This is a genomic window from Halorubrum sp. GN12_10-3_MGM, from assembly GCF_005435235.1.
Lineage (GTDB): Archaea > Halobacteriota > Halobacteria > Halobacteriales > Haloferacaceae > Halorubrum > Halorubrum ezzemoulense.
This window is the reverse complement of record NZ_SGUB01000016.1, coordinates 29,850-41,982: the sequence shown is the minus strand read 5'-3', so window position 1 is coordinate 41,982 and position 12,133 is coordinate 29,850. Positions and strand designations below refer to the sequence as shown.

Below are 12,133 nucleotides of genomic sequence, written 5' to 3'. Positions count from 1 at the left end.
CCGTTCGGCCGCTCCTCGCGATCGAGAAGGGCGCACGGGTCGACAGGCGGCGACGGACGGTCGAGGCGGTCGAGCGTCCCCCGGTACGCGACCGCTACCCGGACAGCTCTCGCTTCGCCCGCCGCGCCCGCTCGGACATCTCTTCGTCGCCGTCGACGTCCGCGAGCGTCTCGATCGCCTCCAGCTTCCGGACGGAGTCGTCGAGGAACGAGAGCACGTCGCCGGTGTACGCGTACACCATGTAATCGTCGGCCATCACGTCGACGATGGCCTGCGGGCCGAGCCCCTCGGCGCGCAGTTCGAGGACATAGCGCATGAACTTCTCCTCGGGGCAGCCGCAGTACGGGTTCGAATCGCAGTCGCAGTCGAGGAAGTCCTCGGCGAAGTCGAGGACGCGGTCGCGGGTCGTTTCGTCGAGCTTCGAGAGGCCGTCGCCGGTGAACAGCAGGTCGAGGGTGGCGCCGGCGAACGCCCCCTTCGGGATGTTCGCCTCCAGCTGGGAGGCGAGCTGCCGGTGGTTCTTCACGTAGATCTTGTCGGTAAAGGCCACAGTTAGCGATTTGTACGCCCGCAGCCCTCAAAAGCGACGCGGTGATCGAGAGACCGTCGGCGGTTCGAACGACATCGCGTCACACGCCCGTCCGGGAGTCGTAACCGTTATTTATCGAAGCGGGGTACTAGACGACGCGTGTCCGGGTTAGGGTAGTGGACTATCCTTCAGCCTTGTGGAGGCTGAGACGCGGGTTCGATTCTCGCACCCGGACCTACACGGCGGAGCCGTGTGGCGTTTTCACCGGTTCTCAACACAACGAGGACCATATGTCTCAAGTCAAAAAGGCGGGTATCCGGGTGGTCCCAAAACCGTCCGAAGAGTACCTGTCACAGCGTCAGTTGACCGACTACCGAGAACACCGAGAACGCCTCATCGGCTGGATGGTAAACATCGGGAAGGATCCCGACCACGGAGACGGATATGCCTACGATACTGCGAACGGACGAGCATATCGTCTCGACGCCTTCTACCGGTTCGTATGGGACGAAGAAGACCGCTATACTACCGAGATCACACACGATCACGCAGACGCCTACATGAGGAAGCTTGCCTACGGAGAGACCTCACAGGAGAACAAGGCAAGCCACCTGAAGGCAGTCAAAATGCTGTTCCGCTGGCGCGCACACACGCTTGACGGGGAGGAGTGGGAACCAGAAATCACGTTCACCACGAACACCGGGAATACCAACCCCAAGGACTTCCTCACCCGCGAAGAGCGTAGTGCCGTCAGAGAGGCCGTGCTGGAACACGGGAGCGTTCCGAGCTACAACAACCTCACACCCGAACAGCGCGACCGATGGAAGATACACCTCGCACAGCGCTTTGAGAAGCCTAAGAGAGATGTAGGCCCCGACGAATTCAAACAGGCCAACTCGTGGAAGATACCGAGCTTGTTCTGGACCGCACTTGATACCGGCTTACGCCCGGTAGAAGTCAAGCGGGCGAAAGTCGATTGGGTAGACGTTAGGAACTCTCTCTTACGGATTCCCAAAGAGGACTCTTCCAAGAACACCGACAATTGGACCGTCTCCCTCACGGATCGTACCGCGAACGCACTCGATAGATGGCTCACCGAGAGACAGCAGTACGACAAGTATCTGGATTCGGATTCTCTGTGGCTCAATCGGTCGGGGAATCCGTACCAGTACTACTCTCTGAACCGTCTGTTTCGACAGATCTGCGAGACTGCGTGTATTCCCTCTGAGGGACGCACGTTCTATTCGATCCGCCACTCGACGGCGACCTACATGGCCCGAGAGGAAGACTTGGGAGCGGCACAGGCTCAACTAAGGCACAAGAGCGCACAGACAACTATGCGATACGATCAGGCACCGGTAGAAGATCGACGGGACGCGCTGAACCGGATGGGATAACGATGACAGAGATCAATATTGACACCGAAGAGATCGAGGCACTCACCGAAGAATACGTTTCCTGTGGGACTCCCAAGCGGCGTCGGGAGATAGAGATAGAGCTACTGGAAGTGACCCTTTGGAAGGCACTTGAACGGGAGAACGGCCGCGCATTTGCGGAGTTCTCCAAGGAAGAAATGGAACTCATCTCTGACGCTATAGAGGGAGATGATCCCGACGTGAGTAGACTGGTTCGAAGGCCGTTCTTAGACAACCTATAAATAACCATAAGTAATATCCCAATCGGCCCAATTTTATTGGGAGAACAAGAGTTGGTGAGGCTACCTCAACACCGAGGATACGTCAAGCGGGTCTTCCGAGAGTACCGAGAGTGATGGGTCGTCCAGCACCTCCGGCTCTTCTGACGGCCCCGTGGCGGAGTTCTACGAGACGTGTAAGGAGCTGTCCATCGACACGGAGTCAGTCGTGGCTGAACAGCTCAAGGACACAAGCGACAAAAATATTATGAGGGAACCGACAACAAATTGATATTGTATGGATCCGGATTTCCCCGCTTCGGTGCCAGTTTGTAATGACATGGATGAAAAGAATGAGCAATACCAGAGAGCGAAAAATGAACAGAGACCCTTCCTCGCCGTGGTTGATGACGATGATCTTCCCGGTTGGCAAGCAATCTACGTAATGGATACTACTGGTGAAGATCGACGAAACTGGTACTATCTTACCGAAGAGGGTGTGGAAATTGCCGAAGAGCGGCGGAGTACTGCTGAGACACATCTCCAACACGATTCTTGGGTATCTACTTGTTCTAAAACTCGTGGAGAATTACACGGACTTTCAAAAGGTGACGCCGAATACCTCGCAGATCGTTTCGCAGAGATTGTTTGGAATACAGAGTATTGGAAAGAGGTAACCCCACGTGAAATATTCCAAGGTGAATATTAAAACAGTCTTTATTTGAAATACTTCGATTTGGCGAATATCTACAATTATGTCTCAATCAATTTGACAAAGCAAGATTAGTTCTTGTGCCAAGTCAGATCGGGAGGGAGCTTGTCAGCCATTCTACCCATGACCTCAGCAATCTTCTCTTCATCAAGACCGATTTTTTCGACTAATTCGACAAAGCGCTCGTCATTATTTTCCGCCGACTGAGTGGGGTGGTAGAATTTTCGAGAACCTTCAGAAATAGAATTAGGACCCATGGGGGACCATGTTGAACCTTCAGGCGTTCTACGCGCGTATGTGCCGTATCGACCGATAAAAACACAGAGACAGAACGAGGTGTACTCATCTTCACAACCCATATCTCTCAGAGGCTGAGTGTTTCTTAGATTTCTACCAGTAGATTTCTGATAGTGTGTGAAGCCTAATTGAGACGCAATAGCGTCGAACCGGTTTTTTCGATCCATCATCTGTTTTAGTGATTCATCATCACCTCGCTTTCGACGATCTCCACGGCCCGCGTCAAGCCATTTGAGATCAGCATACTCATCTTGTCTCTTGTGGTAGTTTCTATTGGTGAGAAGGCCCTCTTTAGCCCAAGATGTACTCGGTTCTGTACACTCGTTTGGGTGAAACATAGTTTCGTTCGATGTATCAAGCGAGGTGATCGGCTCGGGTTTGTTTTCGTCGAATGGCATATTGAGACGGGGAGATAGACTGAGTCGAGACTGTTCGCTCTCATGGCTGTAATTTGGAGCAGTACTCCATTAAGCTCCGATCTGACCGTAGGGTTGGTCTTTAAAAACATGTGTTCGCGAGAAGGCCCCCGTTCCAACTATTCTGACTGATCGCGGGGATCCTAATAACGAGAATCCAGCTACCGCAAATTTGATCGGAAGCCCGTTCTCGCGATTAGGTGTCCCGCAACGCATTCTGGTAAGTAGCTACGCCTAATCGGAAACAGCTGATCAGAGACAACCAATTAGAATGAACGCGTCGCTCGACTCGTTCCCTCTTTTACAGACGCGGTCTGTAGGTTTAACCATAGCGGTTTGCCTTTTAAAGAGAAATTATGCTGGTTCGCGTTTTTGACTGAACCTTCCACCCTAAGTAATACACAACGGTATATATAGGGGGGTGGGCCTTTATAAGTGGAATCTCTGAATATCTACATTAGCTCCGCAATCCCACACACGTTCTTGTATAGATCCGGCTATTTTGTAGAAATCGGCTCTCAAAGTTATTCTCGTGCGCGCTTGGGAGACAGTCGTTCTCGCGAATAGATTCGTCGATTAGAGTCCCTTGTAGCTCGTCAAAATCGGGAAAATTTCTGAGCGGGTTACCTCCGTCAGATGATGGATTAGAAGATATTCAAGTCATAACCACCTGTTTGTGAACTAAAATACGATATAATTATTTCGCATGTCCTTACCAATCTTTGATACTATATCTCCATCTACGGAGACTCTGGCTATTGAGATCATCAAATTCGTAACGATACTGTGTGTGATTGTGTGCCGTGGTACTCTCTTGACAATACATACAGCTGTTAACAGTTAATGGTAATGTTATAGAATAGTATTGTTGTTGATAGTATCGTCAACATACTTTGTCTCAGTTGGGAAAAGCCTGTAAAAGCCTGTAACGTACAGCAAATCTATTTGCGAGAAGGCGGCTTTGCTGTAGCTGTAGCTGTACTGTAGCTGTAGCTGTACTGTAGCTGTAGCTGTGGTAGTATCCTTGCTGTCTTCACAAAGATCTTGAACCGGCTATCAAGGCCTAATACAGCGGTTTTATGCTTGATAAGCACCGACTGTTGTTACGGTAGAAGCGTACCGAGTGTATGATGGAGGCTCTGCCCCTTGGCGAGGGTCGATTCTAAGGCCCCTGTCGTGTCTTCTAATAGCTTTTATGACTTCATAAGTAGGTTGATATGTCTTGGGGTTAAAAGCTCTTAGAGACAATCCTCAACCGTCTGAGAGGATCGGTGCTTTGACCGGGTTTTATTGTAGATTATTTGTCTGTGTTTTCGAAGAACGTGAACTGGTAAATCCAACCATTTTAATTTAGTTAATATATCTGATATAGGAATTATAGGAATGACAAATAAGTTGTGATATTCAAATTCTACGCCTATAGATCGCTTTCAGAGAACACCAACTGTGTGCTATTGGCGTCCAGCCAGTAAGCGTGTTTCTCGTATTCAGAGTCGTATTCAGCAACTAAAGACCAAAACTCGTCTGTGTGATTTTGCTCTTGGAGGTGGGCCAATTCGTGGATCACGATGTAATCAACGACCTCGGGAGGGGCCATCATTAACCTCCAATTCAATCCAAGGGTTCCTGTCGTTGAACAACTCCCCCACTTGGTTCGTTGATTCCTGACTTCGATCTTGTCGTACTCGACTCCCATCTCCTCCGCGAAGTGATCGGCCCGGTTCTCAAAGCGTTCCCGAGCTTTTCGACGGTAAAGTGTCTCCAAAGCCCGCTTGAGAGAGGTCTGTTCCACGTGGTGGCGTGCCAGCCAAAATTCGTTCTCGATTACCTGTGAAGAGGACCGTTGTTCTACGACAATCTTGTACTGTTCCCCGAGATATGGAAATCGTTCTCCTTCTTCAAATTCCCGATCAGGGATTTGCTCACGATAGGCGTCGTACTTTTGCTTCTTTTCCAGAATCCACACGGCGTTCTCCTTGAGAAGCTCCTGGGGGGCCGTGGTGGAGTCTTCTGGAAGAACCACCCGAACCCCATGTAAATCCACGTCTATCCGTGGTTGCGTTGCCTCAGCGCTATGGCGTACTTCGTAGGCGACGTTCTCCCGTTGAAGTGTGATTTCCCGAGTCGCCGTCTCAGACATAGTTGTTTACGAGATAATCTCGGATCGAGTCCACGAATGGGTCGTCAATAAGGTCGGGCCGGTTGTACTCAAGCGCGACCACGTCGAGGATCAGCTCTTCAATATCCTGTTCGGTCGCCTTGTTCGTTTGCCAACCCGAATACGCACGGTCAACACGGTCTTCAAACTGATCGACGATGGAATTTGCTATGTAGGTCGCCTTCTCCCGTTCAAATTCCTCGTCAAGCTCCTCTGTTAGGTGATTCTCAATAGCGTATTTGGCACGTTCGTCGGCGTCATCACCAGCTTCTTTCTCAACTTCAATGACTTCTTTTTCAACTGATTTGAGTGCCTCTACAGCCTCCGGATCAGCCACCTCACCGCCTTGGCAGCGTTCAACGATCTCAGTCACGCGCTCACTCAAACGCTGATAGCGCGGGTTCTGACCCGTTCTGGGATGTAGGTGATCTTGTGTTGCGTGGGCAATTTGAGAGGCTTTTACGCCGGGATTGTCCATTCCTTCTACGTCTTTGAGGAATTCCTCACCGATTTTGTACGTAGGGAAGTCGTCGCGGATCTCACCCACGTCCACGTTCTCGTTGATAATCTTGCGTGTCTTCTCCCGCATATCGTCTTCGGGGGCTTCCTTCCCCGAGGTCGTCCGTTCAAATGCTACCTGAATACGACTTAACCACTTGTACTGGTCCTGAATCCCTTCCTCAATCAGCCGACCGTCGGGGGCGACAGATTCATAGAGATTCTGGAGCCGGCGGAAGCCCTGTTTGAATTCGCGGCGTTCCGGGTGTTTACTGATCCGTGAGACGGCGGCGTTGGTGGCCTCTTGAGAGTCGTCTTTCGGGATCCCGTCGAAAATGTCCATAACCGTCTCCAACTGGTCAACGAGATCGTCGAATAGCTCTTCCTCGTTGCGGGCCGCGTATGCCTTCGTCTCGGTGTCGTAGTCGAGGGCGTCGGGCGAGGTCTTCGTCTCCGTACTTCTCAACGTTCTTCTTATACTGCTTCTCGTACTCGTCGGAGATCGCCTTGTAGTAGACGAGCGGGAGAATGAACTCTTTGTAGTCGGTCGGATCGACGGCGTCCCGGATTATGTCGGCACATTTGAAGAGGTGAGAATCGAGGTCGGGGAGTGACAGCGACATAGAGGAGTAGTATGTTCAGGGGGTCATATCTCCTGTGGTGGGAAATCATGCGATTTTGGTAAACATTTACGTGCTTGGAGTTACGATTAGGTGCTATCCGCTGAAAACCAGCATAAAAACAATTGACCCGCTGACTATCCCCACTGTAGTCAAGCGAGTTACGCGTTGAAATATAATATGATAAAACCCGGCCCAAACCCATCTTCGGAGATAGCCAGTCGAGTTGATTCTTGGTTGAAAGACAATTATGAGAGCTATCCAAGTGGGATCCATGAGTACCAGACAAACGAAGCTGGATTCGAAATCGAACTGGATCACGACTTCGATAGTGAACTATTCACAGAGATAGTTAACGAAGTTGTGTATCTTGAGGCGGAAGAACTTGACGATGGCTCAATAGCCGTACAAGAAGTCGAAGAAATAGGTGATGGGCTACTTCATCGACACAGTATTGGTGTGACGTTCGGTCCAGATAATATCATATCTCTCGGAGGGTATGATGAGCCAATTATGCCTTCAGGAGAACCATCCGACACTGCGGTTGAGGAAACCCTCGAATTGTTATTACTGTATCTTAGTCATCAGAGTTGATGAATCGGATTTCCGGTCATCGCCAATAGTGTAAGCGCTATCCCTATTAAAAATAAAATTACAGTAACGATGGTTAGGACCTTCTGTTGGCTTTGCTCAATTCTATATGGATCTTCTGGATCTACATCGTGAGGATCCGATAGGCCACGTTTGATTATTAATCTGAGCGGGACAATAACTCCAAAAGAGAGCGTACTTCCATAGAGAAGAATGTCACAGTTCATCTGACTCTGTGTCCCCAACAATATAAGACGCCCAAAATCGAGTGTGCGGGCGCTTCCGGTTTCTATCACGCACTTCAATATGTAGATGGTCTGTGAATGGAATATCTAAACTGATTCCATTATCTCCGCCAACATTATAACCATTTGCCAGCTTCGATGTTGTCGTGTTTCCATCATAGTGTATTCTAATCATCGATATGTCGTTATATGAATGCGCAACGCCAACGCTCTTCAAACGTCCATAGCCTTCTACTTCGGTCAGGGTTTTCCAGCAAGTACTATCCGCTGGCTCACTTTTTATAACTGGAAGCGCTGACATTTGGCAATCACATTGAACTGAAAATAAATTAATCTTTTGATATAACCCAAAGTGTAGTCATGATTAGTACCTATCTCTCAAATTAGGATGTTCGTCTAAGCGCTCATGGTGCGGCCCTTATACAATGACAGCCCATTCAGAGACAGTAGAGTGCCTGAAAGGCGCAAGACCAAATCGGGATCTCGATAGAAGTTTGCTTGAGTGAATTCCTTACCAGTCCGATTCAAACGAAGTGTTGAATCCAAAGTGCTCTGATAATCGCTGTATTTCACGTTGCTTCTGATCCGCACTCAGGTTCGTTTCAACATAATAGCTGTCTCCCAAGGGTCTTGGTTGCTTCATTTGCTTCCCATCAAATCCCGTCTCATCATGGATGATAGGGCGTGTCCGTCCTGGTATATATGGAAGTGGCTCAAGTTCCGAGATTAGATTATGGCTTCTAACGAGGTAATCCACAGCCTCGATGAACACGTCGGCCTGTTGTGACGCGCTGAACTCGGCAAGCTCGTTCTCCCCATCAAAGAACGTAATCTGATAGGCTCCGTTAGAGTTCTCTTGGTCTTTCTCAACTACAGCTTGAGGTGGTTCCTCTAAGCTGTCTCTGTCAGGTGAATCGCCGTCACTATTGATTTCGTTCTCAATATCACCGATCAGACGGTCAATCATCTCCTTTGCTTGGGACTCCGTCTGAGGAGTGATCTTACCCGAAATCCGTTCAGAGAACAGTTCCGCAACCTCCGTCGCTAAATCATCCTTCTCTCTTTCAAGTGTCGTCCGTGCTTCTCGGAGTTCCTTGATTCGGTTGAGAATCTTCTGCCACTCATTATTCTGGATCGCGTCTGTGGTGAAGGCTCTTAGTGTTGTAACCCTCTCAGGAAGACTTTGGAGGCCCGTTCTCCCGAGTGTATTCACGTTGACTTTGGTGTCAATCACTTCCCGCCGATAGAACTCGTATTCCTCTCCGTTCGTGAGTATCCCCAAATTCACGTCTTCGTTCTTGAGATAGGCTTCTAACTGCTCTCTGTGCTTGTCTGTAAGCGACGTGTCTACGCCTTTGGCTTCGAGGAAGGCTACGGGAGTACCATCCAGAATCAGGGCGTAATCAACCTTGTAGGTCTTTCCGAAGGCTTTGACAGAGTATTCCAGTTGAGTGTTGTCGGGGATCGTCCAGTCGAGAAGGTCGAGAAAGTCACGTAGAACGGCGGCTTTCGTGTTGGCCTCATCCATCTGTGGGGCCGCCTCAATAGTCGCTTGAGCGTGATCGACGTAGTCTTTCACCGCGTCCTCATCCATAGATGGTTGATGTTCAGACGGTTATCATATCAAAGTATTCGATGGGAGGCGGAGAACTCTCTGAACCTTTGTTGACCCTTGCGGCACAAAGACGGTATTTTATACCGTATGGTATCCTGTGTGTTAGGTGAGAACCGGTATAGGTCCCATCCTTCAGTTCGCGCCCGAAGATCGCATTTGCGTCAGAGGGCGCTTGTGGAGGCTGAGACGCGGGTTCGATTCTCGCACCCGGACCTTTTCCGACGAACGGAGTGAGGAGCGAAAAGTCCGGAAGGCGAGATTGAATCATGCGAGACGAGCGGAGCGCGTCTCGCCCGGGTTCGATTCTCGCACCTGGACCTTCTCGCGGCGAGCAGTATCGCGAGCTGCGAGGCTCCGTAGCGAATTGAAGCGGTGATCGAGGCGCCGGTCAGAACTCGATCCGCTCGCCGTCTTCCGGGATCAGCACGTCCGCCGTCTCCGCCCGGAGTTCCTCGCGCGAGAGCAGGCAGTGGTTGATCGCCTCCATGTGGACCACGGCGACCGGGGCGTCGGTGGCCTCGCGCACGGCCGCGACGTCCTCGACGCCCATCGTGATCGGTTCGCCGTGGTTGAACCGCGCCGCGCCGCCGTTGAGCACGACGGCGTCGGGGTCGAACTCCGCCAGCGTCTCCGCGACCGGGTCGTACCAGACCGTGTCGCCGGCGAGGTACAGCGTCTTGTCGCCGTCAAGCAGGAACCCGGAGACCGGACCCATCTGCTCGGCAAGTTCCCCGTGTCCGTGACGGCCCGGGGTTCGGCGGAGCGCGACGCCGTCGAACGACGCCGTCTCCTCGACCGGTCGCACGTCGGTGAAGCCGTCCTCGACGAACGCGTCCGCCTCCGCGGGCTGACAGAACAGCGGCACGTCGGCGTCGAGTCGCTCCGCGGCCGCGTCGTCGAAGTGATCCGGGTGGCGGTGGGTGACGATCACCGCGTCGTGCGACAGGTCGACGTCGGGAAGCGGGACGAGCGGGTTGCGCCGGTCGTTCGGGGTGTTGTCGATCGGCGGAAGCGTGCCTTCGGACGCGAACAGCGGATCGACGAGGAACGTCGTCCCGTCCACGGTCGCGAGCGCCGTGGCGTTGCGGACGAGAGTGACGGCGGGGCCGGCGCCGCGGGTGTTCGACATGTCGGGCCTTCGGCGCGCGAGGGGTTGTGCGTTGCGGCGCCGCTGTCGAGCGTCGGAATGTCGCCCGCGACACTAACGACCGGTCTCATCTCCGGCGGCGTGCCGCGTCGACCGGGAAACCCTCGTGGCGGGCGGTCGCCTGCGCGGCGACGGGCGGGTCGCGTTCGCGACCGGTGTCACGCGCCTGGGTTCTCCGCGCTGTCATCGCTCCCATCGGGGAGTACTCGGGCGGGGACTAGGGGCGCGCACGTTCGGATAGCCGTCGCGCGCGGTTAAACGGTCGGGTGAGAGGCTCACGACTTCCGGCCGGATGCCGAAGGAGAGCGAGCGGGCCGTCTCGTGGGTGACGCTCGCCAGCGTGGCGGCGGACAGGGTCGGGACGAGCGAGAACCCGTCGAACTTGGGCGTGCTTCGAACGCGCCTGACGCCCAGAACGGAACGTTCCTGCCGGATCGGCGAATATCTCCCGGACCGCGCCGGTCGGCGACGGTTCGTTGGGAACGCGCCGCGGTCGCCGACGCATCGTAGTCGGACCGACCGTCAGACCGAATCGCCGGCCGCGTTCGGCGGTATCGACGGCTATCCGAACGCACTTACGTCCCTGTCACGGACCCACGCGCAATGTCAGTACGAGTCGGCATCCTCGGTGCCACCGGCGCGGTCGGCCAGCGGTTCATCCAGTTGCTCGACGACCACCCGACCTTCGAGCTCGCCGCGGTCACCGCGAGCGCGGAGAGCGCGGGCAAGACCTATCGCGAGGCGGCCAAGTGGCGCGTCGACACCCCGATTCCGGAGGGCGTCGCCGAGATGGAGGTCGCCGAGACGAGCCCCGCAGGGGTCGCGGACGACGACGTCGACCTCCTCTTTTCCTCGCTCCCGTCGGGCGTCGCGGCCGAGGTCGAGCCCGAGTTCCTCGATGCCGGATACGTCGTCTCCTCGAACTCCTCGAACGACCGCATGGCGGCGGACGTCCCGCTCACGATCCCCGAGATCAACCCCGACCACCTCGGGCTCATCGAGGTCCAGCGCGACGAGCGGGGCTGGGACGGCGCCCTCGTGAAGAACCCGAACTGCTCGACGATCACGATGGTGCCGACGCTCGCGGCGATCGACGAGTTCGGCCTCGAAAGCGTCCGGGTCTCGACGCTTCAGGCGGTCTCCGGCGCCGGCTACTCCGGCGTCACTTCGATGGAGATCCTCGACAACGCCATCCCCCACATCGGCGGCGAGGAGGACAAGATGGAGACGGAGTCGCGCAAGCTGCTCGGCGAATTCGACGGCGCCGAGGTCTCCCTCCACGACGCCGACGTGGCCGCCTCGTGTAACCGGATCCCCACGCTCGACGGCCACCTGGAGAACGTCTTCGCCGAGTTCGCCGAGGACCCCGCGCCGGCGGACCTCCGCGAGGCGATGCGCTCGTTCGAGGGCGTCGGCGACCTCCCAAGCTCGCCCGAACAGCTCATCAAGGTGTTCGGCGACGACGAGCCCGAGCGTCCGCAGCCCCGCCTCGACCGCACGTACGCCGACGGGATGGGCATCGTCGCCGGCGGCGTCCAGACCACCGACGCCGGCGCGAAGTACAACTGCCTCGCACACAACACGATCCGCGGCGCGGCGGGCGCCTCGCTGCTCAACGGCGAGCTGCTCGTCGAGGAAGGGTACGTCTAAGCGCGCCGGCCGCCGACCGATA

The 12,133-nt window shown here is 54.2% G+C and carries 13 protein-coding genes, 1 tRNA gene and 1 pseudogene; 6 read left to right on the top strand and 9 right to left on the bottom strand.

The window, feature by feature from the left end; all coding sequences use genetic code 11:
* Positions 1 to 94 precede the first annotated feature (94 nt).
* Positions 95 to 550 (bottom strand): DUF5814 domain-containing protein, encoded by a 456-nt coding sequence (locus EXE47_RS12310; RefSeq protein WP_089308643.1) that lies wholly within the window; start codon positions 548 to 550, stop codon positions 95 to 97.
* Between the two features lie 141 nt (positions 551 to 691).
* On the opposite strand from EXE47_RS12310, the gene EXE47_RS12305 reads away from it, so the two are divergent.
* From EXE47_RS12305 to EXE47_RS12290, 4 genes are all read left to right on the top strand, one after another.
* Positions 692 to 764: transfer RNA gene (locus EXE47_RS12305), tRNA-His, on the top strand.
* Between the two features lie 55 nt (positions 765 to 819).
* Positions 820 to 1,926 carry a site-specific integrase gene (locus tag EXE47_RS12300; RefSeq protein WP_089308644.1) on the top strand — a complete coding sequence of 369 codons (1,107 nt, stop codon included), beginning with the start codon at positions 820 to 822 and terminating at the stop codon, positions 1,924 to 1,926.
* Positions 1,927 to 1,928: 2 nt separating this feature from the next.
* Positions 1,929 to 2,186, top strand: coding sequence for a hypothetical protein (locus tag EXE47_RS12295; RefSeq protein WP_089308645.1), 258 nt, complete (start codon positions 1,929 to 1,931; stop codon positions 2,184 to 2,186).
* Between the two features lie 274 nt (positions 2,187 to 2,460).
* Complete coding sequence (locus EXE47_RS12290) at positions 2,461 to 2,871, top strand: hypothetical protein (RefSeq protein WP_137703720.1); 411 nt, start codon at positions 2,461 to 2,463, stop codon at positions 2,869 to 2,871.
* Positions 2,872 to 2,945: 74 nt separating this feature from the next.
* On the opposite strand, the gene EXE47_RS12285 is transcribed toward EXE47_RS12290, so the two are convergent.
* From EXE47_RS12285 to EXE47_RS12270, 4 genes and pseudogenes are all read right to left on the bottom strand, one after another.
* Complete coding sequence (locus EXE47_RS12285) at positions 2,946 to 3,569, bottom strand: hypothetical protein (RefSeq protein WP_137703719.1); 624 nt, start codon at positions 3,567 to 3,569, stop codon at positions 2,946 to 2,948.
* Between the two features lie 1,435 nt (positions 3,570 to 5,004).
* Positions 5,005 to 5,727 carry a M48 family metallopeptidase gene (locus tag EXE47_RS12280; protein WP_089308107.1) on the bottom strand — a complete coding sequence of 241 codons (723 nt, stop codon included), beginning with the start codon at positions 5,725 to 5,727 and terminating at the stop codon, positions 5,005 to 5,007.
* A complete protein-coding gene (locus tag EXE47_RS12275; protein WP_089308108.1) occupies positions 5,720 to 6,586 on the bottom strand; it encodes a hypothetical protein in 867 nt (288 codons plus the stop codon). Before EXE47_RS12275 ends, EXE47_RS12280 begins: the two co-directional genes overlap by 8 nt.
* Positions 6,587 to 6,665: 79 nt before the next feature.
* Positions 6,666 to 6,866 (bottom strand): annotated as a pseudogene (locus EXE47_RS12270) (type I restriction-modification system subunit M N-terminal domain-containing protein); the annotation flags it as partial.
* Positions 6,867 to 7,043: 177 nt separating this feature from the next.
* Here EXE47_RS12270 and EXE47_RS12265 point away from each other — a divergent pair.
* Positions 7,044 to 7,457: a hypothetical protein gene (locus EXE47_RS12265; RefSeq protein WP_137703718.1), complete on the top strand. Its 414-nt coding sequence runs from the start codon at positions 7,044 to 7,046 to the stop codon at positions 7,455 to 7,457.
* Here the strand turns inward: EXE47_RS12265 and EXE47_RS12260 are convergent.
* The 4 genes from EXE47_RS12260 to EXE47_RS12245 all read right to left on the bottom strand — a co-directional run bounded on the left by EXE47_RS12260 (position 7,448) and on the right by EXE47_RS12245 (position 10,443).
* Positions 7,448 to 7,681: a hypothetical protein gene (locus EXE47_RS12260; protein ID WP_137708359.1), complete on the bottom strand. Its 234-nt coding sequence runs from the start codon at positions 7,679 to 7,681 to the stop codon at positions 7,448 to 7,450. The genes EXE47_RS12265 and EXE47_RS12260 overlap by 10 nt on opposite strands.
* On the bottom strand, positions 7,671 to 8,000 hold the full coding sequence (locus tag EXE47_RS12255; RefSeq protein WP_137703717.1) for a hypothetical protein: 330 nt from the start codon (positions 7,998 to 8,000) through the stop codon (positions 7,671 to 7,673). Before EXE47_RS12255 ends, EXE47_RS12260 begins: the two co-directional genes overlap by 11 nt.
* Before the next feature lie 210 nt (positions 8,001 to 8,210).
* Complete coding sequence (locus tag EXE47_RS12250; RefSeq protein ID WP_089308109.1) at positions 8,211 to 9,293, bottom strand: type I restriction endonuclease; 1,083 nt, start codon at positions 9,291 to 9,293, stop codon at positions 8,211 to 8,213.
* A gap of 409 nt (positions 9,294 to 9,702) precedes the next feature.
* Complete coding sequence (locus EXE47_RS12245; RefSeq protein WP_089308110.1) at positions 9,703 to 10,443, bottom strand: MBL fold metallo-hydrolase; 741 nt, start codon at positions 10,441 to 10,443, stop codon at positions 9,703 to 9,705.
* 621 nt (positions 10,444 to 11,064) lie between these two features.
* Between EXE47_RS12245 and asd the strand changes: the two genes are divergently transcribed.
* Positions 11,065 to 12,111 carry an aspartate-semialdehyde dehydrogenase gene (asd, locus tag EXE47_RS12240; protein WP_086215746.1) on the top strand — a complete coding sequence of 349 codons (1,047 nt, stop codon included), beginning with the start codon at positions 11,065 to 11,067 and terminating at the stop codon, positions 12,109 to 12,111.
* Positions 12,112 to 12,133: the final 22 nt, after the last annotated feature.

What these genes read in the sequence shown, in the direction of transcription:
- EXE47_RS12280 (WP_089308107.1), bottom strand. Translation starts at nt 5,727, where the DNA reads ATGTCTGAGACGGCGACTCGGGAAATCACACTTCAACGGGAGAACGTC.
- EXE47_RS12275 (WP_089308108.1), bottom strand. Translation starts at nt 6,586, where the DNA reads ATGGACATTTTCGACGGGATCCCGAAAGACGACTCTCAAGAGGCCACC.
- EXE47_RS12290 (WP_137703720.1), top strand. Translation starts at nt 2,461, where the DNA reads ATGGATCCGGATTTCCCCGCTTCGGTGCCAGTTTGTAATGACATGGAT.
- EXE47_RS12255 (WP_137703717.1), bottom strand. Translation starts at nt 8,000, where the DNA reads ATGTCAGCGCTTCCAGTTATAAAAAGTGAGCCAGCGGATAGTACTTGC.
- EXE47_RS12265 (WP_137703718.1), top strand. Translation starts at nt 7,044, where the DNA reads ATGATAAAACCCGGCCCAAACCCATCTTCGGAGATAGCCAGTCGAGTT.
- EXE47_RS12300 (WP_089308644.1), top strand. Translation starts at nt 820, where the DNA reads ATGTCTCAAGTCAAAAAGGCGGGTATCCGGGTGGTCCCAAAACCGTCC.
- EXE47_RS12295 (WP_089308645.1), top strand. Translation starts at nt 1,929, where the DNA reads ATGACAGAGATCAATATTGACACCGAAGAGATCGAGGCACTCACCGAA.
- EXE47_RS12285 (WP_137703719.1), bottom strand. Translation starts at nt 3,569, where the DNA reads ATGCCATTCGACGAAAACAAACCCGAGCCGATCACCTCGCTTGATACA.
- EXE47_RS12250 (WP_089308109.1), bottom strand. Translation starts at nt 9,293, where the DNA reads ATGGATGAGGACGCGGTGAAAGACTACGTCGATCACGCTCAAGCGACT.
- EXE47_RS12245 (WP_089308110.1), bottom strand. Translation starts at nt 10,443, where the DNA reads ATGTCGAACACCCGCGGCGCCGGCCCCGCCGTCACTCTCGTCCGCAAC.
- asd (WP_086215746.1), top strand. Translation starts at nt 11,065, where the DNA reads ATGTCAGTACGAGTCGGCATCCTCGGTGCCACCGGCGCGGTCGGCCAG.
- EXE47_RS12260 (WP_137708359.1), bottom strand. Translation starts at nt 7,681, where the DNA reads ATGAACTGTGACATTCTTCTCTATGGAAGTACGCTCTCTTTTGGAGTT.